The 25,366-nt window shown below is 67.6% G+C and carries 25 protein-coding genes and 3 tRNA genes; 7 read left to right on the top strand and 21 right to left on the bottom strand.

Annotated elements, in window-relative coordinates; genetic code table 11:
- Positions 1-22: 22 nt before the first annotated feature.
- The 7 genes from WEA80_12790 to WEA80_12820 form a co-directional block, all read right to left on the bottom strand.
- Positions 23-694: a 50S ribosomal protein L25 gene (locus WEA80_12790; protein ID MEX1187460.1), complete on the bottom strand. Its 672-nt coding sequence runs from the start codon at positions 692-694 to the stop codon at positions 23-25.
- Between the two features lie 117 nt (positions 695-811).
- The gene (locus WEA80_12795) at positions 812-1,726 is read right to left on the bottom strand and encodes a ribose-phosphate pyrophosphokinase (GenBank protein MEX1187461.1); all 915 of its coding nucleotides are present in this window, start codon (positions 1,724-1,726) and stop codon (positions 812-814) included.
- Between the two features lie 108 nt (positions 1,727-1,834).
- Positions 1,835-1,905 (bottom strand) — tRNA-Gln (locus tag WEA80_12800).
- Positions 1,906-1,919: 14 nt separating this feature from the next.
- Positions 1,920-2,807 carry a 4-(cytidine 5'-diphospho)-2-C-methyl-D-erythritol kinase gene (gene ispE, locus WEA80_12805; GenBank protein MEX1187462.1) on the bottom strand — a complete coding sequence of 296 codons (888 nt, stop codon included), beginning with the start codon at positions 2,805-2,807 and terminating at the stop codon, positions 1,920-1,922.
- Entirely contained in the window at positions 2,804-3,814 is a 1,011-nt protein-coding gene (locus tag WEA80_12810; GenBank protein MEX1187463.1) for a lysylphosphatidylglycerol synthase transmembrane domain-containing protein, read from the bottom strand. Before WEA80_12810 ends, ispE begins: the two co-directional genes overlap by 4 nt.
- Positions 3,815-3,819: 5 nt before the next feature.
- A complete protein-coding gene (locus WEA80_12815; GenBank protein ID MEX1187464.1) occupies positions 3,820-4,773 on the bottom strand; it encodes a hypothetical protein in 954 nt (317 codons plus the stop codon).
- An 11-nt stretch (positions 4,774-4,784) separates the two neighbouring features.
- Positions 4,785-5,537: a pyridoxine 5'-phosphate synthase gene (locus tag WEA80_12820; protein ID MEX1187465.1), complete on the bottom strand. Its 753-nt coding sequence runs from the start codon at positions 5,535-5,537 to the stop codon at positions 4,785-4,787.
- 46 nt (positions 5,538-5,583) lie between these two features.
- Between WEA80_12820 and WEA80_12825 the strand changes: the two genes are divergently transcribed.
- On the top strand, positions 5,584-6,051 hold the full coding sequence (locus tag WEA80_12825; GenBank protein ID MEX1187466.1) for a hypothetical protein: 468 nt from the start codon (positions 5,584-5,586) through the stop codon (positions 6,049-6,051).
- A gap of 17 nt (positions 6,052-6,068) precedes the next feature.
- On the opposite strand, the gene mce is transcribed toward WEA80_12825, so the two are convergent.
- On the bottom strand, positions 6,069-6,479 hold the full coding sequence (mce, locus tag WEA80_12830; protein ID MEX1187467.1) for a methylmalonyl-CoA epimerase: 411 nt from the start codon (positions 6,477-6,479) through the stop codon (positions 6,069-6,071).
- Between the two features lie 77 nt (positions 6,480-6,556).
- Between mce and trxA the strand changes: the two genes are divergently transcribed.
- The 5 genes from trxA to WEA80_12855 all read left to right on the top strand — a co-directional run bounded on the left by trxA (position 6,557) and on the right by WEA80_12855 (position 10,590).
- Positions 6,557-6,883 carry a thioredoxin gene (gene trxA, locus WEA80_12835; GenBank protein MEX1187468.1) on the top strand — a complete coding sequence of 109 codons (327 nt, stop codon included), beginning with the start codon at positions 6,557-6,559 and terminating at the stop codon, positions 6,881-6,883.
- A complete protein-coding gene (gene rsmI / locus WEA80_12840) occupies positions 6,880-7,704 on the top strand; it encodes a 16S rRNA (cytidine(1402)-2'-O)-methyltransferase (protein MEX1187469.1) in 825 nt (274 codons plus the stop codon). Before trxA ends, rsmI begins: the two co-directional genes overlap by 4 nt.
- Positions 7,705-7,955: 251 nt before the next feature.
- A complete protein-coding gene (locus WEA80_12845; protein MEX1187470.1) occupies positions 7,956-8,579 on the top strand; it encodes a fumarylacetoacetate hydrolase family protein in 624 nt (207 codons plus the stop codon).
- Positions 8,579-9,763 (top strand): aminotransferase class I/II-fold pyridoxal phosphate-dependent enzyme, encoded by a 1,185-nt coding sequence (locus WEA80_12850; GenBank protein MEX1187471.1) that lies wholly within the window; start codon positions 8,579-8,581, stop codon positions 9,761-9,763. Before WEA80_12845 ends, WEA80_12850 begins: the two co-directional genes overlap by 1 nt.
- Positions 9,760-10,590 carry a hypothetical protein gene (locus WEA80_12855; protein ID MEX1187472.1) on the top strand — a complete coding sequence of 277 codons (831 nt, stop codon included), beginning with the start codon at positions 9,760-9,762 and terminating at the stop codon, positions 10,588-10,590. The genes WEA80_12850 and WEA80_12855 overlap by 4 nt, the downstream gene beginning before the upstream one ends.
- Before the next feature lie 3 nt (positions 10,591-10,593).
- Here WEA80_12855 and lexA read toward each other — a convergent pair whose 3' ends face one another.
- From lexA to WEA80_12890, 7 genes are all read right to left on the bottom strand, one after another.
- Positions 10,594-11,244 carry a transcriptional repressor LexA gene (gene lexA, locus WEA80_12860; GenBank protein ID MEX1187473.1) on the bottom strand — a complete coding sequence of 217 codons (651 nt, stop codon included), beginning with the start codon at positions 11,242-11,244 and terminating at the stop codon, positions 10,594-10,596.
- A gap of 90 nt (positions 11,245-11,334) precedes the next feature.
- Positions 11,335-12,786: a glutamate--tRNA ligase gene (gltX, locus tag WEA80_12865; protein ID MEX1187474.1), complete on the bottom strand. Its 1,452-nt coding sequence runs from the start codon at positions 12,784-12,786 to the stop codon at positions 11,335-11,337.
- Between the two features lie 4 nt (positions 12,787-12,790).
- Positions 12,791-13,516: a twin-arginine translocation signal domain-containing protein gene (locus WEA80_12870; protein ID MEX1187475.1), complete on the bottom strand. Its 726-nt coding sequence runs from the start codon at positions 13,514-13,516 to the stop codon at positions 12,791-12,793.
- Between the two features lie 97 nt (positions 13,517-13,613).
- Positions 13,614-13,703 (bottom strand) — tRNA-Ser (locus WEA80_12875).
- A gap of 198 nt (positions 13,704-13,901) precedes the next feature.
- On the bottom strand, positions 13,902-14,732 hold the full coding sequence (locus tag WEA80_12880; protein ID MEX1187476.1) for a succinate dehydrogenase/fumarate reductase iron-sulfur subunit: 831 nt from the start codon (positions 14,730-14,732) through the stop codon (positions 13,902-13,904).
- A 7-nt stretch (positions 14,733-14,739) separates the two neighbouring features.
- Positions 14,740-16,563: a fumarate reductase/succinate dehydrogenase flavoprotein subunit gene (locus WEA80_12885; protein ID MEX1187477.1), complete on the bottom strand. Its 1,824-nt coding sequence runs from the start codon at positions 16,561-16,563 to the stop codon at positions 14,740-14,742.
- A complete protein-coding gene (locus WEA80_12890; protein ID MEX1187478.1) occupies positions 16,563-17,366 on the bottom strand; it encodes a hypothetical protein in 804 nt (267 codons plus the stop codon). Before WEA80_12890 ends, WEA80_12885 begins: the two co-directional genes overlap by 1 nt.
- Positions 17,367-17,508: 142 nt before the next feature.
- Between WEA80_12890 and WEA80_12895 the strand changes: the two genes are divergently transcribed.
- A complete protein-coding gene (locus tag WEA80_12895) occupies positions 17,509-18,753 on the top strand; it encodes a cation:proton antiporter (protein ID MEX1187479.1) in 1,245 nt (414 codons plus the stop codon).
- 29 nt (positions 18,754-18,782) lie between these two features.
- Here WEA80_12895 and WEA80_12900 read toward each other — a convergent pair.
- The 6 genes from WEA80_12900 to selA form a co-directional block, all read right to left on the bottom strand.
- Positions 18,783-18,866 (bottom strand) — tRNA-Ser (locus tag WEA80_12900).
- Positions 18,867-18,907: 41 nt separating this feature from the next.
- Positions 18,908-21,187 (bottom strand): DUF2723 domain-containing protein, encoded by a 2,280-nt coding sequence (locus WEA80_12905; protein ID MEX1187480.1) that lies wholly within the window; start codon positions 21,185-21,187, stop codon positions 18,908-18,910.
- A gap of 72 nt (positions 21,188-21,259) precedes the next feature.
- The gene (gene purH / locus WEA80_12910; protein ID MEX1187481.1) at positions 21,260-22,792 is read right to left on the bottom strand and encodes a bifunctional phosphoribosylaminoimidazolecarboxamide formyltransferase/IMP cyclohydrolase; all 1,533 of its coding nucleotides are present in this window, start codon (positions 22,790-22,792) and stop codon (positions 21,260-21,262) included.
- On the bottom strand, positions 22,792-23,394 hold the full coding sequence (locus WEA80_12915; GenBank protein MEX1187482.1) for a phosphoribosylglycinamide formyltransferase: 603 nt from the start codon (positions 23,392-23,394) through the stop codon (positions 22,792-22,794). The genes purH and WEA80_12915 overlap by 1 nt, the downstream gene beginning before the upstream one ends.
- Positions 23,395-23,403: 9 nt before the next feature.
- Positions 23,404-23,970, bottom strand: coding sequence for an HAD family hydrolase (locus tag WEA80_12920; protein MEX1187483.1), 567 nt, complete (start codon positions 23,968-23,970; stop codon positions 23,404-23,406).
- Positions 23,970-25,364 (bottom strand): L-seryl-tRNA(Sec) selenium transferase, encoded by a 1,395-nt coding sequence (selA, locus tag WEA80_12925; GenBank protein MEX1187484.1) that lies wholly within the window; start codon positions 25,362-25,364, stop codon positions 23,970-23,972. The genes WEA80_12920 and selA overlap by 1 nt, the downstream gene beginning before the upstream one ends.
- Positions 25,365-25,366: the final 2 nt, after the last annotated feature.

Genomic DNA, 25,366 nt, shown 5'->3' on the forward strand with positions numbered 1-25,366 from the left:
CACTAGTCACCAGTCACCAATGTCACTTCTCCTCTTCCGTCTCTTCCTCTGCTTCCTTGCCGCGGCCGATCACTTCCGGCTCGCCCTCGGCCTCGCCCTCGACCGGCTCGGCGGCAACGACCGTCTCCTCGACCACGGCGCGCGGCGCGGCGACGACGCAGACAGGCGCCTCGGCGTCGTTGAGAACCTCGACGCCCTCGGGAACCTGCAGCTCGCTGACGTGAATCGAGTGACCGATCTGCACCCCGGTGACGTCCACGTCGATGCGATCGGGGATGGACGACGGGTCCACGCGGATCGACAGCTCGCGCAGCGTCTGATCCATGACGCCGCCGGATGCGCGCACGCCTTCGGGCACGCCCAGCAGGACGATGGGGATGTTGACCTGCACCTTCTCGCCGGCGACCAGCTCCTGGAAATCCACGTGCAGGATCTGGCGCTTGAAGGGATGCCGCTGGATCTCGCGGATCAGCGTCTTGGTCGTCTGGCCGTCGAGCGACAGCTCGATGACGGTGCTCTCGGCGGCGATGTGCGAGAGCAGCTTCTCGAACTCGCGCGTGTCCAGCGTGAGCGCCTGCGGCTCGCGCGCGTGGCCGTAAACCACGCCGGGAATCCGTCCCGCCGAGCGGAGCGAGCGCGCGGGACCTTTGCCGGAGCCGGTTCGCGGAGTTGCGTGGAGTTGTGCGGTTGCCATGATAAAACCTCTAAAAAAAGCTGTTAGCTATTGGCTATTGGCTCTTGGTCACGGCGGAAAGGCGGGGTAACGAAGGGGTTACCAACAGCCAACAGCCAATAGCCAACAGCCCAGTTATCAGTCGAACAACGAGCTCACCGATTGCTCGGAATGAATGAACCTCACCGCCTTGGACAACAGCTCGCCCACGGACAGCACTGTCAGCGTGTCGAACTTCGACTCTTCCCGGATGGCGATCGTGTCCGTGACCACCACTTCCTTGATCGGAGCGCCGCTGAGCCGCTCCTTCGCCGGTCCCGACAGAAGCGCGTGCGTCGCACAGACGTACACGTCACCCGCTCCCAGCTCCTTCAACGCGCGCGCGGCCTCCGAGACCGTGCCCGCGGTGTCGATCATGTCGTCCGCCAGAATACAATCGCGCCCTTCCACTTCGCCGACGACGTTCACGACCTCCGACACGTTCGCCCGGGGGCGGCGCTTGTCGATGATCGCCAACGTCCCGTCCAGCCGCTTCGCGAAACCGCGCGCCATCTTCGCCGAGCCTACGTCCGGCGCCACCACCACCACGTCGTGCAGATTCTTCCGCTTGAAGTGCGAGACGAACACCGGCGCCGCGTACAGATGGTCCACCGGAACGTCGAAGAACCCCTGCAGCTGGTGCTGGTGGAAGTCGACCCCCAGCAGCCTGTCCGCACCGGCCGTCATGATCATGTTCGCCACGAGCTTCGCGCCGATCGCCACCCGCGGCTGGTCCTTGCGATCCTGCCGCGAGTAGCCGTAGTACGGCATCACGCAGGTCACCCGCGCCGCCGATGCGCGCTTCGCCGCGTCGATCAGCAGCAGAAGCTCCATCAGGTTGTCCGCGGGAGGGTTCGTCGGCTGAACGATGAAAACGTCGTTGCCCCGCACGTTCTCGTCGATCCGCACGAACAGCTCGCCATCGGCAAAGCGGCTCAGCGTGACCTTGCACAGCTCCAGCCCGAGCTGCGACGCCATCTCTTCGGCCAGCGCACGATTGGCAGAGCCGCTCATGAGCTTGAAGCCGTGACTAGGTACGGCCAATCCGTCCATTGTCACAGCCCTGTAAGATACGGTGTGCCAGAGAGTTTAGTCAATCGGACCGGCCCGATTGGCGGCGAGTTGCCCCCGGTGGATTCGAACCACCATTCTCGGCTCCAAAGGCCGATGTCCTGCCGTTGGACGAGGGGGCAGTGGGTCGCTAAAGCTAGTCCATCGGCTCCGGCGGTACAACGTGAGTGAGGGTCTCCGTCCGGATCTCCCGCCATTCCGTGACTGTCTCGCTGGAGCGCGCCTGGTCGTCCCGGTCGAAGATCCCGAAAACGGCGGAGCCCGAGCCCGTGAGCAGCGCGAGCCGCGCGCCGCGGGCGAGCAGGGACTCCCGGATCACGCGGATGACGGGGTGCCGCTCGGCGACCGCTTCGGAAAAGTCGTTCTCGGCGTACGCGGCCGCGCTCTCCCACGACGCGAACGCGTCGCCGGAGAGCGTCGGCGGCGGAGGCGCAGCGCCGCGCGAGCGGTCGAGCCAGCCGTACGCCTCCCGCGTGGAGACGTGCACGGGAGGAATCGCCAGCATGACGGGGCGTGCCGGGAGAGGGGGGAGCGACATCAGCCGCTCGCCGCGGCCCCAACCCACCGCGATGACATGGTCGCTCGCGAGGAACGGAACGTCCGAGCCGATCGTCGCGGCCAGCGCCAGCAGCTCCGCGGGCGGCAGCCGTGCCGGCGCGAGGGCGTCGAGGGCGCGCAGCACGGCGGCGGCGTCGGCGCTGCCGCCACCGAGACCCGCGCCGACCGGAATCACCTTCTCGACACGAATGTCGACGTGGGGGTGCCAGTCGGCCCGCCGCATGTACGACTTCGCCGCGAGCAGCGCGAGGTTCTGCTCGGCGGGCCCGCTCGCCATCACCAGCGACTCGTCGCCATGGACGTCGAGCTCGACGCCGCCGCCGTCGGACACCGACACGGTGATCCTGTCGGCCAGCTCCAGTCGCTGGAATACCGTCTCGATCGAGTGGTAGCCGGTATCCCGGAGACCCAGGACCTTGAGGCGAAGATTGATCTTCGCCTGCGCTGCGACCCGAACGGCGCTCAACGCGTCTCGGGCGCCGCTTTGAGATCGCGGAAGTGCATGCCGAGGTGAACGAAGTAGTACGCGCCCATCAGCGTGATGGGAATGAACGTGAGGATGTGGAAGCCGATCGCCCAGCTGGTCGCGAGCGCGGCGGACACTCCGTACACCGCGAGCGTGAGCACGGCGATCGCCTCGAACACCCCGAAGAACCCGGGCGCCGACGGCAGCGCCACGCCGAATCCGGTGACGGTCTGCACGAACAGAGCGGCGGAGAACGGGAGATCTATGCCGACTGCCAGAAACCCGAGCCAGGTTGCGAGCCCGTTGATCAGCCAGTGCACCAGAGTCCAGAGGAACACCAGGAAGAACCTGCGCGGGCTGCGCATTACGCTGAGCCCGTCGCTGAAGCGCTGCAGCGCGACCCGGCCGCGCTCCTCGAGCTTCGGCGAGATCCGGCGGGAAAAGATCACGAACGTCACGATGAGCGCGCGCGGGAAGAACACCAGCAGGTAGACGATCGCCAGCATCGCCCCGGTCAGGGCGATCCCCCCGAGCGCCCAGTCGGCGAGCGGCTGCCCTGCGATCTTCGCGTTGGCGGGAAACGCGGGATCCATGACCGCTACGAGCCCGAGCGCGAGCAGGACGACCGCGTCGAACAATCGGTCCACGACCAGCGAGGCGACCGAGGTCGAGAACGGGACGCGCGGCACCTCGCGGGTCAGCGCGAACGCGCGCGCCAGCTCTCCGGCGCGCGCGGGGAGCACGTTGTTGATCATCATGCCGATGGCCGTGGCGCGCCAGAGCGGGCCGAACGGAGTGCCGGGCGCCACGGGCTCGAGAATCACGCGCCACCGGAGCGCGCGGATCGGAAAGATGATTGTCGCGGCGAACGTCGCCCAGAAGAAGAGCCACGGGTTGGAGCGGGACAGCTCGGCCCACACGGTGGCGGGCGAGACGTCGCGCAGGACCCACAGCAGCAGCGCACCACTCAGGAGGAAGCCTGCGAGGCTGCGCCAACCGGACTTCATGAAGTTCAGGCCGACGCGGCTAGTTCCATCAGATCCATGAGCTCGTCGAGCTCTTCCGGAGTCGGCTCGCGCGCGGCGGCTGCCTGCGCGGCGCGGATCTCGCGCGCCCGCGCCAGTGCCGCGCGTCCCGTGTACAGCAGTGACTCGATGGGGACGAGTCCACCGGCTGCCGCCGTTGCCGCCGCCGCACTGTCCAGCTCCATCCCCTCGAGGCCCGCCAATCCCTGCGAGATAAGAGACTGAAGATCCCGCCCGCGCGGCGTCGCGCGCTCGTCATCGGCGAGAGGCCGCGGCTGCGGCGGCGTGGGGGTTCGAGCCGGAGCCCGCGGCTCCGGTTGCTCGCTTGTGCCGGGCTGGAAAGAGGCGGGTGCGGCGCTCGGGGGAGCGGCCGGCTCGCGTCGCGGACGCTCGGCTCGCGCGGTCCCTCCGTCCGCTTTCTCCGGCGGCGGCTCGCGCAGCTGCTGCTCGAACTGCGTCTGCGGCGTGACCGCGACATGGATGACGTGCGGCCCGGGATCGTCGTGAAACAGCCGCGCAATCGGCACGACCATGGGGCCGCTCTTCTTTTCTTCCGCCGGCGTGAAAGCGTGGAGCGCGTCCGCGATCGCGGCCGCCCGCTCGCTCTCGCCGGGACCCCACGAGCCGGCGGAGGAGATGAGCTCAGGCAGCTCATACAGCACCGCCTGCAGAGAGTACGACAGCGGCTCGGTCCACTGGATGCGACGCGTGTGAATCGCCCGCGCGATCCGCTCCATCCGGTGCGCGACGACGGCGAGGTCGCTGAGCCGCACCATGATGGCCGCCCCGCGAATGCCGCGGGCGGCGCTCAGCATCTTGCCAGTATCGCGCTCGGCCGCCGGCAGCCACATGATCTCGCGCAGGGCGTCGGCGTAGCCGACGGCTTCGGCCACGAAGAACTCGAGCAGCCGCGCGGGCACGTTGGAGGCTGAAGTTGCCATCGGCGTCAACTCTATGGCGGCGGAGGTGCGACGTCAAACATCCGGGCGGAGCTCATGGCCTCCTTTATCTCCGCGACGGCGGCCCCGAGGCCGACGAACAGCGCTCGACTGACGATGGAGTGGCCGATGTTCAGCTCCTCGATCTCGGCGATCGCGCTGACCGGACGAACGTTGGCGATGGACAGGCCGTGCCCCGCGTGGACCGCGATTCCGAGCGCGGCGGCGCGCTCCGCCGCATGGCGCAGCTCGTCCAGTCGCGCGCGCTCCTCCGGCGTGTGCGAGTACCGCCCGGTGTGCAGCTCCACGGCGTCGCACCCGAGATCGCGCGACCGCTCGACGCTGTCCATGGTCGGATCGACGAACAGCGAAGCGCGGATGCCGGCGGAGCGCAGCTCCTCGATCGCCGCGCGAATGCGCCCCGGTTCGTGGGCCAGGTCCAGTCCCCCCTCGGTCGTAACTTCCTCGCGCCGCTCGGGTACGAGAGTCACCTGCTCCGGCTTCGTCACGAGCGCCATGGCGAGCATCTCGGGCACGCAGGCCAGCTCGAGATTGAAGTATGTTTTAATGACCTTTCGCAGTCCCCGCACGTCTGAGTCTTGTACGTGACGCCGGTCCTCCCGCAGATGGGCCGTGATTCCGTCCGCTCCTGCGGCCTCGCACACGCGCGCGGCCTCGAGCGGATCGGGCTCGCTCCCGCGACGCGCCTGACGCAGAGTCGCGACGTGATCGACGTTGATGTACAGCCGTTGGCGGGTTGCTGGCATTTTTCCCGGCGGTTAGGTTCGCTTTCCCCGCAGCATGGAGCCGTACGTGCGCAAACCGATCTTGTTGACAGCTGTGCTTCTCTCCCTGGCCGCGTGCGCGACGGCGCCCATCGCGAACCCGGGTCCCGCGCCTTCGACGAACGACGGGCTCGGCGCACTGGCGCCGCGGCTGGCGGTCGACGCGTTTCTCGAGGCGGTGCGGACCGAAGACCTACAGGCCATCGGCGCCACCTGGGGAACGTCGCGGGGTCCGGCCCGCGAGACGATCGAACGGACGGAGCTGGAGAAGCGCGCCATCATCCTGCAGTGCTACCTGCAGCACGACAGCTACCGGGTGCTTGGCGAGGTTCCGGGCGAGGCGGGACGCCGCGTGGTCCGCGTGGAGATCACCCGCGGAAACCAGAAACGGCAGCCCAGCCTGCACACCGTGCAGGGCCCGCGCGGAAGATGGTACGTCGAGAACGTCGACCTCGCGGCCGTGCGGGACTTTTGCGGGCTCGGATTGACGTCCTGAGGCGGGCGGCGTCGTAGTCAGCCCTCGGTGAGCTCGACCAGAATGCCGCCGGTGGATCGCGGGTGGAGAAAGGCGATCCGCTTGCCTTCGGCGCCGATGCGCGGGACCTGATCCACCAGCTCCACCCCCTTCGCCCTGCATTTCTCCAGCATCGCCTCCAGGTCCGGGACGGCGAAGCAGATATGATGGATCCCGGGGCCGCGCCTGGCGACGAAGCGGCCAATCGGCGAGGCCTCGTCGCTCGACTCCAGCAGCTCCACGAGCGATCCGCCCGCGTCGAACGCCTCGATCCGCGCGCCGTCCGAGTCGCTGACCGGGACACTCTCGAGTCCGAGCACGTCCCGGTAGAACGGGAGCTGCGCGTCGATCGCGCTGAGCGCGATCCCCACGTGCGCGATTCGCGTAGCCTGGCCTGTTGGATGGGTCATTAGATTACCGCACTGTAGGCATGATCTTCGCTAATTGTGCACAACAGGCGCAGACCCGCGCCACGGAGGAATAGATAATGTCGCACGCGGTCACAGTCACGGACGCCGATTTCGAGAGTGTAGTGGAGCAGGACACGGGCCTCACCGTGGTCGACTTCTGGGCGACCTGGTGCGCGCCGTGCCGCATGATCGCGCCGGTGCTGGAGCAGCTGGCGGAGGAATATGCGGGCAAGGCCAAGGTCGCCAAGCTCGACGTCGACACCAACGTCCGGACCGCGAGCCGGTTTCAGGTCAGATCCATCCCGACGCTCCTGTTCTTCAAGAACGGCAAGGTCGTGGATCAGGTGATCGGCGCCGTGCCGAAGCAGCAGCTGGAGATGAAGTTCAAGGAGCACGCCGCATAGCGGGTCGGCTCTATCTCGTCAGCACGCCGATCGGAAACCTCGGCGACATCTCCTTTCGCGCCGTCGAGGTCCTCCGGTCCGTCGCCGTCATCCTGGCGGAGGACACGCGCCACTCCCGCCGGCTGCTTGACCATTACGAAGTAGCGACACCCACCAGCGCGTACCACGAGCACAATGAGGCGCGGGCCACCCCGAAGATTCTCGAGCGGCTGGCCGCGGGCCAGGACGTAGCGCTCATCTCGGACGCGGGCACGCCGCTGCTGTCGGATCCCGGCGCGCGGCTCGTGGCCGATGCGATCGAAGCGGGTTTCGATGTCGTGCCGGTCCCCGGCGCATCAGCGCTGCTGGCGGCGCTGGCGGGCGCCGGTCTCGGCGCCGAGCGATTCACTTTCTTCGGATTTCTGGAGCGGCGCGGACGCGCGCGCGCCGAGGCCATCGCCGAGATCGCCGCGACGCCGCACACGTGCGTGCTGTACGAGGCGCCGGGTCGAGTCGGGGCGACACTGCGGAACCTGGTCGAGGCGGGGATGGGCGAGCGGACGTGCGCGGTGGCGCGGGAGCTGACGAAGAAGTTCGAGGAGTTCAGGCGGGGGACGGTCGCCGGGTTGGCGGAGCACTACGGAGATGAGGGACCAAGGGGAGAGGTCGTCATCGTCCTCGGCCCAAAGGCGGAAGAGCAGGTAGACGAGGACGAGCTGCGAAAGCACGCGGATGCGCTGCGGGACGAGGGAAAGACGCCGCGGGAGATCGTGGCCGGGTTGATCGCGATGGGGGCGTCACGGAACCTTGCGTACAGATTGGGCCACGAACGAGCTCCATGAATATTCCAGACGGAATCCAGGCCGTGAGCAGTGAGCGATTAGCTGTCAGCTATCAGGCAACTGACATTCGGACGTGTCGTTGCATTTCGCCGGCAAAATCCCTTGCCCGTCCAAATCGAGTTGCCTGACGGCTGACAGCTGAATGCTCGAAGCTCACGGCCTGGATTCCGCCTGATTCTCGCTCGGACCATCCGGCTCGCTCGGACCATCCGGCTCGCTCGGACCATCCAGCAGACGCTAGATTTGCCCTCATGTCGAAAACTGTTCTTCCCGGCAAAATCGTCTGCGTCGGCCGGAACTACGTCGAGCATGCCAAGGAGCTCGGCAACGAGGTCCCGACGGCTCCGCTGATCTTCCTCAAGCCTCCGTCCGCCGTCATTGCCGACGGCGATCCCATCCGGCTTCCATCGGCTTCGCAGCAGGTCGAGTTCGAGGGCGAGATCGGAGTCGTCGTAGGCAAGCGGCTGACGCGCGCGAGCGAGGCCGAAGCGCGGAGCGCGATCCGGGGGATCGCCGCGGTCAACGACGTGACCGCGCGCGATCTGCAGAAGACCGACGGCCAGTGGACGCGCGCGAAGGGCTTCGATTCGTTCTGCCCGATCGGGTCCGAGTCGAACGGCATTCCCGATCTGGGCAACCTCACCGTGGTGACGCGCGTCAACGGCGAGGAGCGACAGCGCGGCTCCAGCTCGCAGATGGTGTTCTCGATCCCGATGCTGCTGTCGTACATCTCCAACATCATGACGCTCGAGCCGGGCGACCTGATCGCGACCGGCACGCCGTCCGGCGTGGGCCGGCTCTCGCCGGGCGACGTCGTGGAAGTCGAGATCGAGGGAGTGAGCCGCGTGAGCAATCCCGTGGCGGAGAGCCGCTGATGCCGCCGTACACGAAGCGCGTGCTCGCCCTGCCGGAGTACCCGCTCGGCAAGATCCCGGCGCGCAAGCGCGAGCTCATCGCGCAGGGCGTGGACGTGATCGACCTCGGGGCCGGCGACGCGGACCTCGCCCCGCCCGAAGTCGCCGTGAAGCGGATTCAGCGAGAAGTCGAGCGGCCGGAGATCAGCCGCTATGGCTTCGCCCTTGGGCTCATGGAGTACCGCGAGGCGATCGTGCGCTTCATGCAGCGCCGCTTCGGCCAGAAGTTCGATCCCATGACGGAGGTCGTGCCGCTGATCGGATCGAAGGAAGGAATCGCGCATCTCGCGCTCGCGTATCTCGAGCGGGGCGACGTGTCGATCATGCCGGAGCCGGGCTACCTCGCATACCTCGGCGGAACTCTCCTGGCGGAAGGCGAGGCGTACAGGTACGCGCTCCGCCCGGACAACGACTTTCTGGTGGATCTCGACGAGGTTCCCGCCGACGTCCTCGAGCGGGCGAAGATCCTGTACCTGAATTATCCGGGCAACCCTACGGGTGCCATCGCGCCACCAACCTACCTGAAGGGGATCGTCGACCGCTGCAAGGAACTCGACATCCTGCTGGTGTATGACAATGCCTACTCCGAGCTCGCGTTCGACGGCTACGTGCCGCCGAGCATCTTCGAGATCGAGGGCGCGCGGGAAGTCGCGATCGAGTTCCACTCGATGTCGAAGACGTACAACATGACCGGATGGCGCTGCGGCTGGGCGTGCGGCAATCCGGAGATCGTCTGGCCGCTCGCCAAAGTGAAGTCGTTCATCGACACAGGGGTATTTCTGGGAATTCAGGCCGCGGCGGCAACGGCGCTCGACAACTGGGAGGATTGGGCGCCGCGCAACGCAGCGGTGTTCCAGGAGCGGCGCGACGCGGCGGTCGAGAGCTTCGCCGGGGCCGGCTTTCCCTGCGTCAGCCCCAAGGCGTCCATGTATCTCTGGCTGCCGCTGCCGTCGAGCATCCCGAGCGCCGAGTTCGCGACCAAGCTCATGGAAGAGGAGGGGGTCGTGGTGCTTCCGGGCTCGGCGTTCGGACCGGGAGGGGAGGGCTTCTTTCGCGTGTCGTTCATTACTTCGCCGGCCAGAATTCGCGAAGCGGCGGCGCGTGCCGGCCGCGTGCTGGCGAGCTACGGAGCCGTAGCGGCGTGAAGCGCCGGTTCTCGCCTGCCGTTCTCGTTTCTCTCACCGTGCACGTCGTGGTGGGAGCAGCGATCGTGCAGTCGCTGCACGTGCCGACGCGCTTGAGCACGCTGTTCACGCGGGAAAAGCGCGCGCCGGTCGTGGCCGAGCGAATCGGATTTCTGTCGCTTCCGCGCGGCACCGGGCCCGCCGTGGCGGGCCGGAGAGGCGGTGACGGCAGCCCGGCTGCGGCCGTGCCGGCCCCGGCGCTCGTAGCGCCGAACGTGGCCCCTGATGGCATTCCCGCCGCTCCAGTTGCTGACTCCGGCGCGCGCGTGACGGGGACGGGACCGCTCGTGGGCGGCGGCGGTCCGACCCGCGGCGTGCGACCGTCGTACACCGGACGGGAGGTGTGGACCGCGCCCGGCAGGATCCTCAGCGCGCCGCGCACCACCGCCGAGGTGATCGGTGACGCGATCCGGGCCGACGTCGGGCGGATCACGGACTCCGTGGTGGCGCTCGGACCGCGGCGCGACCCGACGGACTGGACCGTCGAGCGCAACGGCCGGAAGTGGGGGATCGATCAGGAGTTCATTCGGCTCGGGCCGGTGTCCATCCCCACGCCCATCCTCGCGCTGCTTCCCATCAACGCGCAGGCGAACCCCATAACGATGGCGCGCGAGCGGCAGCTCAACTACATGCAGCGCGACATCGCCTTCCACGCGCAGCGCGCGGTCAATGAGAACGAGTTCAAGACCGCCGTGCGCAACCTGCGGCTGCGGAAAGAGCGCGAGCGCGCGCAACAAAAAGAGCGGGAGCCAGAGGCCCCCGCTCGAGACGAACCCGAAAAGAACTGATCGTTACGACGTGAGCGTTGCCCTCGGCATCGGCGGATTGTCGCAGAACGGCCGGAACACACCGCACACGATTCCGAGCGCGTGAAAATCGGCGCCCGGCTCCAGCACGATGTCCTTCTCGGAGATGTTCGCGGGCTGCAGCACCACTGATCCGTTCTTCCGCGTGTAGGTGCGGATCGTCGCGTTATTTCCCATCCGCACCGCCACGATGTCGCGCTCCGCTGGCTTCCCCGACGGGCTGACGAGCAGGTAATCGCCGTCGTTGATGCCGCGGCCGACCATCGCTTCGCCTTTTGCCCGCAGCATGAAGGTGTCGTTGCTCGGCAGAAAGCGGCGGTCCACCGTGATGAACCCCTCGCGATTCTCCGGCGTGAGCGCCGGCTCGGTCGAATTGATCTTGCCGTAGAACGGCACGGGCTGCGTGTTGACCGCGCCGGCGAAGCCAAGCAGGCGCACGCCGCGCGAGCGCGCCGGATCGCGCTCGATGTATCCCTTTCGTGTCAGCGATTGCAGCAGGTCCGAGACCGTCTTGGTGGACTTGATCTTGAACCGCGCTCCGATGTCGCGGATGCTCGGCTGGTACGTGTTTTCCGCCGTGAAGTCCAGCAGATACTGGTAGACGGAAGTCTCGAGACTGGTCAACGGTTCGGACATGAAGTCTCCCTGCGGTGGCGGCATCAGCGACGAGCGTGCCTCATCGGAGCCGGCAAACTGCCGATAATCTGCGCATGGCGATGGCGCCGGTCAACCATTTGGCGCAAGGCGCGCTATCGCGGATCGCATCCGTCCCAGGGACTTTTCCCGGCCGAGCATGAGCAACACGTCGAAAATGCCTGGGCTCACGCTCATTCCTGTCAGGGCCAGGCGCATGGGCTGGAATATCTTTCCGGCCGTCGTGCCGCGCTCGTCCGCGAGCGCGCGAAGCGCCGCTTCGAGACTCCCGGCGATCCATTCCGGGGTTGCGCTCAGCTTGTCGTACGCGGCTTGCAGGAGCGCGGCCGCTTCGCCGGGATCCTTCCATGATTTCGCGACAGCGTCGGGATCGTACGCAATCGTGTCGGAGAGGTACGGCGCGGCCTGACGCACGATGTCGTGGATGGTTCGGGCGCGAACGCGCAGCAGCTCCAGCAGCGCCAGGTACCGATCTCCGCGGAGCTGATCGGCGGTGCCGAGACCTGCGGCGACGAGGGCCGGCGTCACGCGCGGCTCCAGCTTTTCCAGCGGCAGCGACGACAGATACTGGCCGTTCATCCACTCCAGCTTCTGCGTGTCGAACACCGCGGCCTTTTTCTGGAGGCCGTCCGCGGAGAACAGCTCGACCATCTCGTCGAGCGTCATGATTTCGCGGTCGCCGCCCGGCGACCAGCCGAGCAGCGCGAGAAAGTTCACCATCGCTTCGGGCACGATGCCGAGGTGCTGGTAGTCGCCCACCGCCGTCGCGCCGTGGCGCTTGCTCAGCTTCTTGCCGTCCATCCCGTGGATCATCGGCAGGTGCGCGAACCGCGGGACGGGCTCGGCCAGCGCGCGGTACAGCATGATCTGCTTCGGCGTGTTGGAGATGTGGTCGTCGCCGCGCATGACGAGCGTGATGCCCATCGCCACGTCGTCGGACACTACGGCGAGGTTGTAGATCGGCGTCTCGTCGGAGCGCAGCACCACGAAGTCGTCCACGTCCTTGTTGGGGAAGGCGATCGTGCCGTGGACGACGTCGTCCCATTCAGTCGTCCCGTCCGGCACGCGGAAGCGCACGACGAACTGCTCGCCGCCGGCCACCCGCGCGCTCACTTCGTCCGCGCCGAGGCGATCGCAGCGGCGGTCGTACTTGAAGCTCTCCTTGCGGGCATCCGCTTCCTTGCGGCGCGCGTCCAGCTCCGCGGGCGTGCAGAAGCAGCGGTACGCGGCGCCGCCGTCGAGCAGCCGGCGCACGTCGTCCTGGTGCCGGGTGAGGTTCGCGCCCTGGTGCACGACCTCGCCGTCCCAGTCGAGTCCGAGCCAGCCGAGGCCCTCGAAGATCGCGCGGGTGCTTTCCGCGGTGCTGCGCGCCTTGTCGGTGTCCTCGATGCGCAGCAACATCTTGCCGCCGTGCTTCCGCGCCCACAGCCAGTTGAACAGCGCGGTTCGCGCGCCCCCCACGTGGAGGTAGCCGGTAGGGGACGGCGCGAAGCGGAGGCGGGGGTTGGGGTGGTCGGAGATTATTTCCTCACGCGAGGTACATGTAGCTGGCGCCTTCGGCCTGCGCCTGGTTCATCGCGATTACCATCGCGGGCACGATCGTGATCCGCGGCACCATGTTCGCCTCGAGCTCGGAGCGGATCTCGGCGGCGGGCCGGTTCGTAGCTTCGGCGAGCCGTCCGACCCAGAAGTTGAACGCGTTGTTGCAGACAATGAAGCGGGTGCCGAGCGCCTGCAGCGCGATCATGCTCGAGTCGCCCGGAATGTCGAACCGCGCTTCCGCGCCGAGGAACTCGCCCTCGGGGGCCGAGACGAACACGTTTCTCGTGGCGGCGGCTTTCGTCACGCGGTCGTTGACGCCCGTCGCCGCGCCGAAGCGGTATTTCGCCCACATCGCGTCGTTGAACGCCATCGGAGTCGTGAAGCCGTACATTCCGACGATCGCGAGCACGTGCGGGTAGGCCATCTCGAACGCGGACTGGTACGTCTGCATGTAATTGCGGACGTGCAGCAGCGGGAAGCCGCCGTTGGGCGCGGGCATGTCGAAGATCTGCGCGTGGTTCCCCTTGATCCCCTGGAGCCAGCTGTTGTCCGGCTTCACCGACGGTCCGGGCCCGGTGGCAGTGCGCATCGCCTTGATCTCTTCCGCGTCGAGCACGGCCGGGGCCGCGACGGCGCCGATCCCGACGGCGACGGCGGTGGTTGCGAGCCGGCCGACGAACTCCCGGCGATTGGGTGCCTGCGATCCTGTCATATCGACCTCCATGAGTGGTAGTGACGAAAGCATGACGACTGAGGCGCGCGTTCTGCTTCAACGGAAAAAGGCCCGCGCTCGCGGACCCGAGAAAGAACGGAGAGAGAGGGATTCGAACCCTCGATACAGGTTGACCCCGTATGCCGGTTTAGCAAACCGGTGCCTTCAGCCTCTCGGCCATCTCTCCCAATCTTTAAAGATAGTCGATCCGGAGGCCTACCTCAACATGCGAAGGTGGATTTGGCGGGGGAAAAAGGGGAGCGCTGTGCGTTGACCGTCATACCGTTTGTCCGTTGGGACGTGACGGCGGGACCGCGGTTCCGTTTCACGCGCCTACGGAACAACGCGAAAACGGGTAACGCACGACACTCCCCTTTTTCCTGCCCTACCTCGATTCGTCCGACGGTTCGGCCGCCCGTCCGGGTCCACGCAACACCGGATCCTCAGCCGGAATGTCCGCCCGTTTCCTGTCCGGCTTTCGCCGGAACAGCCCTACGAGCTTGGTGACCGGATCGTAATGCCGGTCCACGACCCGCTCCTTCAGCGGGATGATCGCGTTGTCGGTGATGGTGATGTGCTCCGGGCAAACCGTCGTGCAGCACTTGGTGATGTTGCAGTAGCCGATCCCGTGCGCCTGCTTGAGCTCGTCCACCCGGTCCGCCACGTCGAGCGGGTGCATCTCCAGCGCGGCCGCGTACACCAGGAACCGCGGGCCGATGAACTCCTCGTGCTTGTGGTGGTCGCGGAGAACGTGGCACACGTCCTGGCAAAGGAAGCACTCGATGCACTTCCGGAACTCCTGCACGCGGTCCACGTCGCTCTGCTGCATCCGCCAGCTCCCGTCGGGCGCGTCGGGCGGACGCGGCGTGAACTGCTTGATCTTCTTCTTGACGCGAAAATTCCAGGACACGTCGGTCACGAGGTCGCGCAGCGCGGGAAAGGCGCGCATGGGCTCGATCGTGACGGGCTTCGACAGATCGAGCTCGTCGATCCGCGTCATGCACATCAGCTTCGGCATGCCGTTCACTTCCGCCGAGCAGGAGCCGCACTTGCCCGCCTTGCAGTTCCAGCGAACGGCGAGATCGTTGGCCTTCTCCGCCTGGATCTGGTGCACGGCGTCGAGCACGACCATCCCCTCGGAGACCTCGGTCTCGTAGTCCACGAGCGCGCCGCCGCCGCTGTCGCCCCGCCAGATGCTGAAGGTGACTTGTGTCATTCGTCCTCTACTTCATCTCTTCGATGATCTGCGCGAGCTCCGGAGGGAGCGGCGGAATCAGCTCGCGGCTCACCTGCATGGAGCCGTCTCCGCCCTTGCGCAGCAGGATGTTGAACTTGGCGAACTCCGGGTCCTTGTCCGGATAATCGTCGCGGAAGTGACCGCCGCGGCTCTCCTTGCGCTCGAGCGCCGCGCGCGCGATCGCCTCAGCGACGGACAGCAGATTCCGCAGGTCCAGCGCGGTGTGCCAGCCCGGGTTGTACTCTCGATTCCCCGGAACGGTGATGCCCGGCGCTCTCCCCTTCAGCACGGCGATCCGGTCGAGCGCCGACTTGATCTCGTCCTCGCGCCGCACGATGCCGACCAGCTCCTGCATGAACTCCTGCAGCTCGTGCTGGATCTGGTACGGTCCATCGGCGCCGCCGCCGGTTCCGGCGCCGTCCAGCGGCCGCAGCGCGTTGGTGGTCGCGCGCTCGACCTGGGCGTCGTCGACCTTGACTCCGCTGTTGTCGCGGGCGAAAGCCGCGGCGTACTCGCCCGCGCGCTTGCCGAACACCACCAGGTCCGACAGCGAGTTTCCCCCGAGACGGTTCGCGCCGTGCAGCCCCGCCGCGCACTCGCCGGCGGCGAACAGTCCGGGCACAGTGGACATCTGCGAGTCACCGTCGACGCGGATTCCGCCCATCATGTAGTGCGTGGTCGGCCCCACCTCCATCGGCGTCTCGGTGATGTCGATGTTCGCGAGCTGCTTGAACTGGTGGTACATGCTCGGAAGCTTCTTCCGGATGTAGTCCTTGGAGTTCGGGATCTTCTCCTTCACCCAGGCGATGTCGAGGAAGACTCCGCCGTGCGGGCTGCCGCGTCCGGCGCGGACCTCGCGCATGATGCAGCGCGCCACGTGGTCGCGCGTCAGCAGCTCGGGTGGCCTGCGGGCGTTCTTGTCGCCCTGGATGTAGCGCCAGGCTTCTTCTTCGGTGTCCGCGGTCTGCGAGCGGTAGTTCTCCGGGATGTCGTCGAACATGAACCGCTTGCCGTCCTTGTTGCGCAGCACGCCGCCATCGCCGCGCACGCCCTCGGTCACGAGGATGCCGCGCACGCTGGGCGGCCACACCATTCCCGTCGGGTGGAACTGGACGAACTCCATGTCCTGGAGCGCGGCGCCCACCTCGTACGCCAGGGAATGCCCGTCGCCGGTGTATTCCCACGAGTTGCTCGTGATGCTGAACGCGCGCCCGATCCCGCCCGTCGCGAGCACGACCGCCGGCGCCTGGAACACCTTGAACCGCCCGCGCTCACGCTCGTACGCGACCGCGCCGGCGATGCGGCCGCCGTCCTTGAGCAGCTCCAGGACGGTGCACTCCATGTGCACGTCGACCGCCTGATGGATGAGATGGTCCTGCAGAGTTCGGATCATCTCGAGCCCGGTACGGTCGCCGACGTGCGCGAGCCGGGGATAGCGGTGCCCACCGAAGTTGCGCTGGAGGATGCGGCCGTCCTCCGTCCTGTCGAACACGGCGCCCCACGCCTCCAGCTCCCGGGCGCGGTCCGGCGCCTCGCGCGCATGCAGCTCCGCCATGCGCCAGTTGTTGAGGTACTGCCCGCCGCGCATGGTGTCGGCGAAGTGCACGCGCCAGTTGTCCCGGTCGTCCACGTTCGCGAGCGCGGCCGCCAGCCCGCCCTCGGCCATCACCGTGTGCGCCTTGCCGAGCAGCGACTTGCAGATGACGCCGACCTTCGCGCCCCTGTCAGCGGCTTCGATCGCCGCGCGCAGGCCAGCGCCGCCGGCGCCGACCACGATCACGTCGTATGAGTGCGTCTCGTGCTCTGCCATCAGATGAGCCGGAAGTCGGTCCAGACGCCCATCGAGCACAGCCGCACGTACACGTCCGCGAACGCCACCCAGAACAGGCTCGGCCACGCCCACCGCATGTGGCCCCGGTTGAGACAGCTCACGCACTGGTAGCTGAGGCGCCGAACCGGCGCGCCGGAGAGCCGGTCCACGTAGCCGCCGACCACGTGCCGGAGCGAATGGCAGCCGAGCGTGTAACCGGCGAGCAGGACGACGTTGATGACGAGCACCAGCGTTCCGACGCCGATGCCGAACTCCTTCGCGCCCGTCGCCGCGTCCGTGAACCACATCGCCTTCACCGCGTCGTACCCGAGGATCACGATGAACACCAGCGCGATGTACATGAAGTAGCGGTGGACGTTCTGGAGGATCAGCGGAAACGAGTTCTCTCCGCGGTAATTCGAGCGGGGCTCGCCGACAGAGCAGCTCGGCGGATCGGCCCAGAAAGCCTTGTAGTACGCGCCCCGGTAGTAGTAGCAGGTGAATCTGAACAGCGCGGGGAACGGGAGGATCAGCAGCGCGGGAGAGAAGGGAAGCCAGCCCGGCCACGCTGAAGGCTTGGGTCCGAACACCGAGTGCGGTGAATCACCGAACAGAACCGGCGAATAGAACGGCGACAGGTACGGTCCGAACTCGTAGTGCGCGTTCTGCAGCGCGGCCCAGGTGGCATACACGATAAAGCCGCTCAGGGCCAGGAAGATCAGCAGTGGCTGGACCCACCAAGCATCGGGGCGCAACGTCTGGCCGAATGCGCGGCGCGTCAGCGGAACGGCTGCGTGCGACATAGTCAGTAAAAGTGACTGGTGACTAGTGACTAGTGACTAGTAAGAACGGAAAATTGGCGCTTGCACCCGTACGACGGAACGAACCGTGCCCTGTCCGTTGAGTGTTGTCAAGACGGCTGCGCCCGCTTACATAACCTAAGACATGGCTGAAGATCATGCGTTCGTAAACATTCTCGCGACTCTGATCGCGATAATCATCGCGACCAAGCTCCTGGGCGCGCTGGCGCAGCGGGTCGGACAGCCCGCGGTCCTCGGCGAGCTGATCGCGGGCGTGATACTCGGCGGGTCGGTGCTGGGGGTCATAGATCCGCAGGGTCCCGTGGTGTTCGCTCTCGCGGAGCTGGGCGTGCTGATCCTGCTTTTCGAGATCGGGTTGCACACGGAGCTCGGCTCGCTCGTGCGGGTCGGAGGCACGGCGGCGGGCGTCGGAGTAGTGGGAATCGTGCTTCCCTTTGCCGGCGGCTACGTCGCGGCGCTCCTGCTCGGTCTGGAGACCCTACCGGCCGTCGTCTGCGGAGCGGCGCTCACGGCGACCTCGATCGGCATCTCCGCGCGCGTGCTCGCGGATCTCGGCCAGCTCGACCGCCCGGAAGGGCGAATCGTGCTGGGCGCCGCCGTAATCGACGACGTGATCGGACTCATTATTTTGTCCATCGTCACGGGCCTCGCCGCGGGAGTCGCTCCGGCGCCGCTGCCGGTGCTCAAGACCGCCGCGCTCGCGTTCGGCTTCATCGCGGCGGCGATCGTGGTCGGGCGTACGCTCGTGCCGACCCTCTTCGGCTGGATCGCGCGGATCGAGATCGCCGGCACTCTCGGGCTGTTCGGCCTCGCCTTCGCCTTCATCATGGCCTGGCTCGCCGAGCACGCCGGATCGGCCATGATCATCGGCGCGTTCGCCGCGGGACTGGTGCTCAACCCGACGCCGCAGCGCAGAACGATCGAGCGCGCCACCACCGAGATCGGTCACTTCTTCGTGCCGGTGTTCTTCGCGGCCGTCGGCGCGGCGGTGGACATCAGGTCGTTCCTCGATCCCGGCACGCTCGCGATCGGCGGAGCGCTGATCGTCGTCGGAATCGCCGGCAAGATGGCCGCGGGCTACGCGCCCTGGTGGTTCAATGGGAACAAGGCGCTGATCGGGTCGGCGATGGTCCCGCGCGGCGAAGTCGGGCTCATCTTCGCGCAGATGGGGCTCGCGACAGGGGCGATCGACGTCGCGCTGTTCAGCGCCCTCACGCTGATGGTCATGGTGACGACGTTCGCCGGACCGCTGCTGCTGCAGCACTTCTCCGCGAAGGACATCGTGGCGTCGGAGGTGGATCGTCCGGGGCAGGGCGGCGTGGACGATCTCGTCGCTGGAGAGTACGGAACGAGGAAGAAAAAACAGTGACTAGTGACTAGTGACTAGTAACTGATCAGCGGAGGGAGGGGGACTCGAACCCCCAAGCGCTTGCGCGCGCCGGTTTTCAAGACCGGTGCCTTACCAATTAGGACTATCCCTCCACTTTGAAAGATAGACCCGTGGGCAAGCCCCGCGCACGTCGTTATGGCGTCGGGCCCGTGTCGCCTCGAATCGGCTCCGGGAGCTGCGGTGGCGGCGTGCTCGGGATCGCGTCCTCGAGATGCGACGCCCGCGCGATGGCGACGACCTCCGAGTACACGCGCGTCGCGTCGGCGCCTCTGCCCGCCTCGATCAACGCCTGTGCGAGGATGAAGCCGGCCCGCACGTACAGGTACGGAATGTTGACCGACGACTTGTCGATCCAGTGGCCGCGCTCGATCATCTCGTCCGGCGCGGCGTAGCTGTCCCACATCGCGAGCGACGTCGGCAGATCGAACCAGCCCTCGCCCGGGATCCACAGCAGGCTGTCCGACGGCGCCGGCTCGGCCAGCACGAGCTTGCGCGCCAGCCCCGTGCCGACGACCATGCGGCCGAGTCCCAGCTCTTCGGCGTAGTTCCCGGTGGTGCGGCTGAAGTAGAAGGGGCGCTGCGGGTACGAGTCGCGGATCAGATACAGCACGAAGATGTCCGCGCGCGCGAGCCCCATCACGCCGTAGCCGATGTTGCGCGGCTCGACGCGCGCGACGATGCCCGTGCCTTCCTTGCGGAAGATCTGCGGTTCGCGGAGCTCGAGGGCGAGCGGAACCGCGTCCGATTCCTTGAACGTCATCTTTACCGGGGGATCCTGCGGCTTGGGCCACGCCCTGCCACGATAGATCTCAGGGCCGCGCGCGACGTCGTACTCGAACGTCGGGCGGCGGATCATCTGCCGCGTGTACCACTCGGTGTTGAGCAGGGAAGTGTTGGCCACCAGCACGTCGCGGCGGATGCCCTCCACTTCCTGCGCGTACCACAGCGGGAAGGTGTCGTTGTCGCCGGCGGTGACGAGAATGCCGTACGGCTCCACGGAGTTGAGCAGGTCGGCCGCGAAGTCGCGCGTGTCGGTCTGTCCCGCGCGCGATGCGGAGCTCCAGTTGGCGAGCAGCGGTATGAGCGCGAGCGCGAGCACGGGAGATGCCGCCAGCCAGCTCCGCTGCTTCGGGACGGTGACGGTCTCATTGCCGAGCCGGACGTCGTCGGCGCCGGCGAGCGCGGCGAGCGTCTCCCACACGTACACCAGCCCGAGCGCGGCCCACACGCTCCAGGTGGAGAAGCTCCAGAGGTAGAAGTAGTCGCGGTCACGGACTTCACGCGGCACCGCGTCGCCGAGCTCCGGCGCCTGCGAGAAGCCGTACTTGAAGTTCATGTAGTAGATCAGGCCGAACGTCACCGTGAAGACGAGCGGGCCGAAGAACCAGAAGGAGTTGCGGTCGCGGCGCCAATGGACATATCCGCCGAGCCCGCCGAGCAGGAGGAAGATCGTGGCGAACAGCGTCTGGATTCCGGGGCGTTCTCCCATGTGGTCGCGCACCCACTGCCACTTGAAGTACAGCCACCACATTCCGACCTGGGCGCTGAACGGCGCCTGCCGCTCGGTGAGCGAGGGCTTGCCGTACTGCTCGCGGTCGAAGTTGTACTTGAACCGCTGGTACGTGACTTTGTCGAAGGTGCATGCGGCGGCCATCTTCGACTCGCAGGCCGTGGGCTCGCCTTCGTTGATCGCGGGGAAGAACGCCGCGCGGATCGGCTGCGTGGCGTACGGCGTCATGCCCAGCAGGATCGCCGCGACGCCGGCGAGGATGAGGCGCCAGCGGAGGATCGTCTGCGGCCGGCGGATGAGCACGGCGATCGCGAGCGGCGGGAGCACGAGGAAGCCCGCCATGTGGTTGGCGTAGCCGAGCCCGCTGATATACGCGATGAGGATGAGCAGCTTGTCGGCCTTGGGCCCGTCCGGGTCGTCGCACCAGCGGACGATGAGCCAGGCGGAAATCGCCATGCCGACGAGCGAGAGCGTATAGACCTTTTCGTTGACGACCGACTGCGACCAGACCGTGAACGCCGTGGCGCCGATGAGCGCGGCGAGCGAGCCGCCGGCGATGCGCTGCCATCTGCGCGGGAGCCAGCTCACGAGCACCCGCTCCGTTACCAGGAACCACATTCCGGCGGAGACGGCGCTGCACAGCGCGGCGAAGATATTGATCCGCATCGCCACGTTGGGGGCGATCGGCATGATCGCGAAGACGCGGCCGATGAGGACGAACAGCGGGTTGCCGGGCGGGTGCGGGATGCCGAGGATGTACGCGGCGGCGATGTACTCGCTGGTGTCCCACATCGCCGTAGAGGGCGAGAGCGTGACGAGGTACAGCAGGAAGACCAGCGTGCTCGCGATGGCCGCTGCCTTGTACGACGGTCTGTAGTCCAGCTGCGCGGCGGAAGCCGTCATGCTGCTCGTGTGAAGGATGTGCTCAGATCGCGGGACACAACCGAGGAAGGACCAAAGGTAGCCGCGCGGGCCTCAATGGCGGAACTGGCGCTGCCCGGTAAATACCATGGCGATCCCATGTTCGTTCGCCGCGGCGATCACTTCCTCGTCCCGAACCGACCCGCCCGGCTGGATGATCGCCTTTACCCCCGCCTCGGCGGCCTGATCGATTCCGTCACGGAAGGGGAAGAACGCGTCCGACCCCAGCACCGCGCCGGCGGTCTCGTGGCCGACGGTCTTGGCCTTGTGCACGGCCATGAACGCCGCGTCCACCCGCGACATCTGCCCGGCGCCGATGCCGATCGTCGCGCCGTCGCGCGCGAGCACGATCGCGTTGGACTTGACCGACCCCACCGCGCGCCAGGCGAACAGCATGTTGCGCCGCTCCTCCTCGTCCGGCGAGCGCGACGTCACCACGTTCCACTGGTTCTCGTCGCCGACGCCCTCGGCGCGCTGCTGCACCAGCATCCCGCCGCGGACGCGCTTGTAGTCGAGCGCATGGCGGTCCCAGCGCGCTCTTCCCTCGAGCACGCGCAGGTTCTTCTTCCGGCCCAGCGTCTCGAGCGCGCCGGGCGTGAAAGACGGCGCGACGACGCACTCCACGAACAGACTCGCAACGGCGTTCGCGGCTTCGTCGTCCACCTCGACGGTGAACGAGATCGCCGAGCCGAACGCCGAGACGGGATCGCAGGCGAGCGCCTTCGTGTACGCATCGAGCGCGCTCGTCCCCGTCGCGAGCCCGCAGGGAGTGGTGTGCTTCACGATCGCGCAGCACACGGCGTCCCCGAAGGCGTCGGTGGCGAACAGCGCGCCCTCGAGGTCCAGCAGATTGTTGAACGACAGCTCCTTCCCGCCTTTCTGCACGAGCGCGGAGAGTCCCTCGGCGACCGGCTCGACGTAGAACGCGGCGAGCTGGCCGGGGTTCTCGCCGTACCGCAGCGTCTGCTTGCGCTCGAGCGCGGTGAGCAGCCGGTCGGGGAAGAGCTCACCCCGGTTGCCGGCGAACCATGTCGCGATCGCGGCGTCGTACGCCGCGGTGTGCGCGAAAACCTTCTCCGCCAGGTCGCGCCGCAGCTCGGGATCGTCGTGCCTGTCCCTGAGCCCGGCCAGCACGCGCTCGTAGTCCGCGGGATCCACGATCACGGTCACCGCGGCGAAGTTCTTCGCCGCCGAGCGGAGCATGGACGGCCCGCCGATGTCGATCTGCTCGATGGACTCCTCTGGGGTCACGCCCTCCCGGCGAATGGTCTCGGCGAACGGATAGAGGTTCACCGCGACGAGATCGATCGGCGTGATGCTCGCTCCCTCGATCGCCTGCATGTGCTCGGCGAGATCGCGCCGCGCCAGCAGGCCGCCGTGTACGGCCGGGTGCAGCGTCTTCACGCGCCCGTCGAGCATCTCCGGAAAGCCGGTGACGTCCGCCACGTCGCGGACGGTCAATCCCGCGGCTCGCAGCGCCTTGGACGTTCCGCCGGTGGAGATCAGCTCCCAGCCCAGCTCGCTCAGCCCGCCCGCGAACTCGAGCAGCCCGCTCTTGTCGGAGACCGACAGCAGCGCGCGCGGCATTACTGCCGCCCCGCCGCGAGCCTGGCCGGCGAAAGACACGCGACCATGTCGAGCACCCGCGGGAAGAGTACGTGCTCCACCTTGAGCACGCGCTCGGCGAGCAATTCGGCGGTGTCGCCCTCGTATACGGGAACGGGCCAGCGCGCGATCACGTCGCCGCTGTCGTACTCCTCATCCACAAAATGCACGGTGACTTCGGTCTCCTTGAGCCCGGCGGCGATCACGGCGTCGTGCACCCTGAGCCCGTACATCCCCGCGCCGCCGAAGCGCGGCAGGGGAGCGGGGTGCACGTTGACGATCCGATCCTTGTACAGCCGCGTAACCTCGGCGGGCAGCAGCTTGAGATAGCCGGCGAGCGCGACGAGATCTATGGAGTTGGTGTCGAGCATTTCGAGTAGTGCCTTTCCGTGGGTTGGATCGGTGATGACCTCGGCGGGGATGCCGCGCGCGCGCGCCCGCTCGAGCGCCGGCGCGTCCTTCCTGTTCGATGCGACCAGCGCCACCTCGCACGCGCTCAGCTCGCCGAGCCGCTCACAGTGCGTGAGGATCGCCTCGAGATTGGAGCCACGGCCGGAAGCGAGCACCGCCACGCGCGATCGCATCAGGCGATTCTATCGCCCTGCGGCGGCATCAGTAACCCCGAGCATGCGGTCCACCGCCTCCGCGAGCGACGCCACTGTCTGCGCCTCGCGCTCGGCCCACTCGACGTCTTCCGCGGTGGTCACCGGCGTGACGAGCAGGTAGCCGGTCCCGCCGAAGGGGAGGGCGGGGCTGACGTCGCGCACCTTGTCGCCGATGAACGCCGCGCGGCTGCCTGGGATGCCGAACCGCACGAGCGCCTCGGCGAACAGCGCGGTGCCGGGCTTGCGGCACGGACAGGGGTCGTCCCCGTTGGGCGCGTGCGGGCAGTGATACACGGCGTCGATCCGCGCGTCGGCCTTCGCCAGCTCGGCGGCGATGTGCTCGTTGACCTTCTCGTACTCCTCCGGGCCGAAGTAGCCGCGTCCGATTCCGGACTGGTTGGTCACTACGACGACCGGAATGCCGCCGCGGTTGAGCCGAGCGATCGCTTCGGCGGCGCCGGGCAGAACCCGCACGTCGTCGGGCCGCGAGATGAAATGCATGTCCTCGATGATGGTTCCATCGCGATCGAGGAAGACGATGGCTGGACGCTCCACTATGCCAGCGCGCCGATCACCGTGGCCGCCAACGCTTCGTCGTCATGCGAAAGCACCGAGCGCATGTCGAGCAGCAGCCGCTCGTTGCGCACGCGTCCGATCACGGGCGGCTCCGCCCCGCGCAGAGCTTTCTCCAGAATCGTCGCGTCGCCCCGCAGCGCGACCGCGAACGACTGAAGCACGGCTTCGGGGAAAGCGCCGCCGCCGACGGAAGCCTCGGACGGCGCGACGTCGCAGCCCACGCCGCGGGCGCGGAGCTTCTCCGCGATCGCGCGGGCGCGCTCCTCCAGCACCGCCGGCGCGGCGGACAGCATTGCCAGCACCGGGATCTCGCGCAGCGCGACCGCCGGATCGCGATACAGCGCGAGCGTCGCGCCGAGCGCCGAGATGGTGAGCTTGTCCACGCGCAGCGCGCGCGCGAGCGGGTTGGTGCGCAGCCGCTCGATCACGTCTGCTTTGCCGAGCATGATGCCGGCCTGCGGTCCGCCGAGCAGCTTGTCTCCGCTCAGCGTCACGACATCGGCGCCGGCGCGCAGCGCGTCGGATGCCGTCGGCTCTCCTTTCAGCCCGTGCTCGTCGAGGTGGAGCAGGAGGCCGCTGCCGAGGTCGTGCACGACCGGCACGCCTCTGTCGCGCCCCAGGGCGGCCAGCTGCTCGACCGGCACCTCCGCGGTGAAGCCGGAGATGGAGAAGTTGCTGCGGTGGACCTTGATGATCGCGCCGGTATCGCCGGTGATCGCCTCCTCGTAATCCGCGAGGTGGGTGCGGTTCGTGGTGCCGACCTCCACGAGTCGCGCGCCGCCGCGGCGCATAATGTCGGGGATCCTGAAGCTCCCGCCGATCTCGACCAGCTCGCCGCGCGAGATGATCACGTCCCGGTCGCGCGCGAACGTATCCACCGCCAGCACCAGCGCCGCCGCGCAGTTGTTGACGACGAGCGCGTCCTCGCAGCCGGTGATCTCGCGCAGCAGCTGCACGCAGTGGGTGTAGCGCGAGCCGCGCTCGCCGGTCTCGAGATCGTACTCCAGGTTGGAGAAGCCCCCGGCGATCTCCCGCATCGCGCGGATCGCGGCCGGCGCCAGCGGCGCGCGTCCGAGATTCGTGTGCAGCACCACGCCGGTGGCGTTGATCACCGGCCGCAGCGATGGGCGCGTGATGTCCGCGAGACGCGCTTCGACGAGGTCGCCCCACGCCGCCGCGCTCGCCGGCGCCGGCCGCGATCCGGACCGCACGCTCTCGATCGCCGCGCGCACGGCGTTGGTCACGGTGGCGCGCGGCGCGCGCGCGAGCAACGGGGCCAGCTCGACGGATTCGAGCAGGGCGCCGACTCCGGGGAGATCCCGCCGGTCGTCGAGCCGGTCCGGCTCGCGAGCTTCGCGCGTGGTTCCTGGCATCG

The sequence above is a fragment of the Gemmatimonadaceae bacterium genome (assembly GCA_040882285.1).
Lineage (GTDB): Bacteria > Gemmatimonadota > Gemmatimonadetes > Gemmatimonadales > Gemmatimonadaceae > JACDCY01.

Excerpts from the sequence above, each read along its gene's own strand:
- WEA80_12790 (MEX1187460.1), bottom strand. The coding sequence starts at position 694 with ATGGCAACCGCACAACTCCACGCAACTCCGCGAACCGGCTCCGGCAAA.
- WEA80_12795 (MEX1187461.1), bottom strand. The coding sequence starts at position 1,726 with ATGAGCGGCTCTGCCAATCGTGCGCTGGCCGAAGAGATGGCGTCGCAG.
- WEA80_12810 (MEX1187463.1), bottom strand. The coding sequence starts at position 3,814 with ATGAAGTCCGGTTGGCGCAGCCTCGCAGGCTTCCTCCTGAGTGGTGCG.
- WEA80_12815 (MEX1187464.1), bottom strand. The coding sequence starts at position 4,773 with ATGGCAACTTCAGCCTCCAACGTGCCCGCGCGGCTGCTCGAGTTCTTC.
- WEA80_12820 (MEX1187465.1), bottom strand. The coding sequence starts at position 5,537 with ATGCCAGCAACCCGCCAACGGCTGTACATCAACGTCGATCACGTCGCG.
- mce (MEX1187467.1), bottom strand. The coding sequence starts at position 6,479 with ATGACCCATCCAACAGGCCAGGCTACGCGAATCGCGCACGTGGGGATC.
- trxA (MEX1187468.1), top strand. The coding sequence starts at position 6,557 with ATGTCGCACGCGGTCACAGTCACGGACGCCGATTTCGAGAGTGTAGTG.
- WEA80_12845 (MEX1187470.1), top strand. The coding sequence starts at position 7,956 with ATGTCGAAAACTGTTCTTCCCGGCAAAATCGTCTGCGTCGGCCGGAAC.
- WEA80_12850 (MEX1187471.1), top strand. The coding sequence starts at position 8,579 with ATGCCGCCGTACACGAAGCGCGTGCTCGCCCTGCCGGAGTACCCGCTC.
- lexA (MEX1187473.1), bottom strand. The coding sequence starts at position 11,244 with ATGTCCGAACCGTTGACCAGTCTCGAGACTTCCGTCTACCAGTATCTG.
- WEA80_12870 (MEX1187475.1), bottom strand. The coding sequence starts at position 13,516 with ATGACAGGATCGCAGGCACCCAATCGCCGGGAGTTCGTCGGCCGGCTC.
- WEA80_12880 (MEX1187476.1), bottom strand. The coding sequence starts at position 14,732 with ATGACACAAGTCACCTTCAGCATCTGGCGGGGCGACAGCGGCGGCGGC.
- WEA80_12885 (MEX1187477.1), bottom strand. The coding sequence starts at position 16,563 with ATGGCAGAGCACGAGACGCACTCATACGACGTGATCGTGGTCGGCGCC.
- WEA80_12890 (MEX1187478.1), bottom strand. The coding sequence starts at position 17,366 with ATGTCGCACGCAGCCGTTCCGCTGACGCGCCGCGCATTCGGCCAGACG.
- WEA80_12895 (MEX1187479.1), top strand. The coding sequence starts at position 17,509 with ATGGCTGAAGATCATGCGTTCGTAAACATTCTCGCGACTCTGATCGCG.
- WEA80_12905 (MEX1187480.1), bottom strand. The coding sequence starts at position 21,187 with ATGACGGCTTCCGCCGCGCAGCTGGACTACAGACCGTCGTACAAGGCA.
- purH (MEX1187481.1), bottom strand. The coding sequence starts at position 22,792 with ATGCCGCGCGCGCTGCTGTCGGTCTCCGACAAGAGCGGGCTGCTCGAG.
- WEA80_12915 (MEX1187482.1), bottom strand. The coding sequence starts at position 23,394 with ATGCGATCGCGCGTGGCGGTGCTCGCTTCCGGCCGTGGCTCCAATCTC.
- selA (MEX1187484.1), bottom strand. The coding sequence starts at position 25,364 with ATGCCAGGAACCACGCGCGAAGCTCGCGAGCCGGACCGGCTCGACGAC.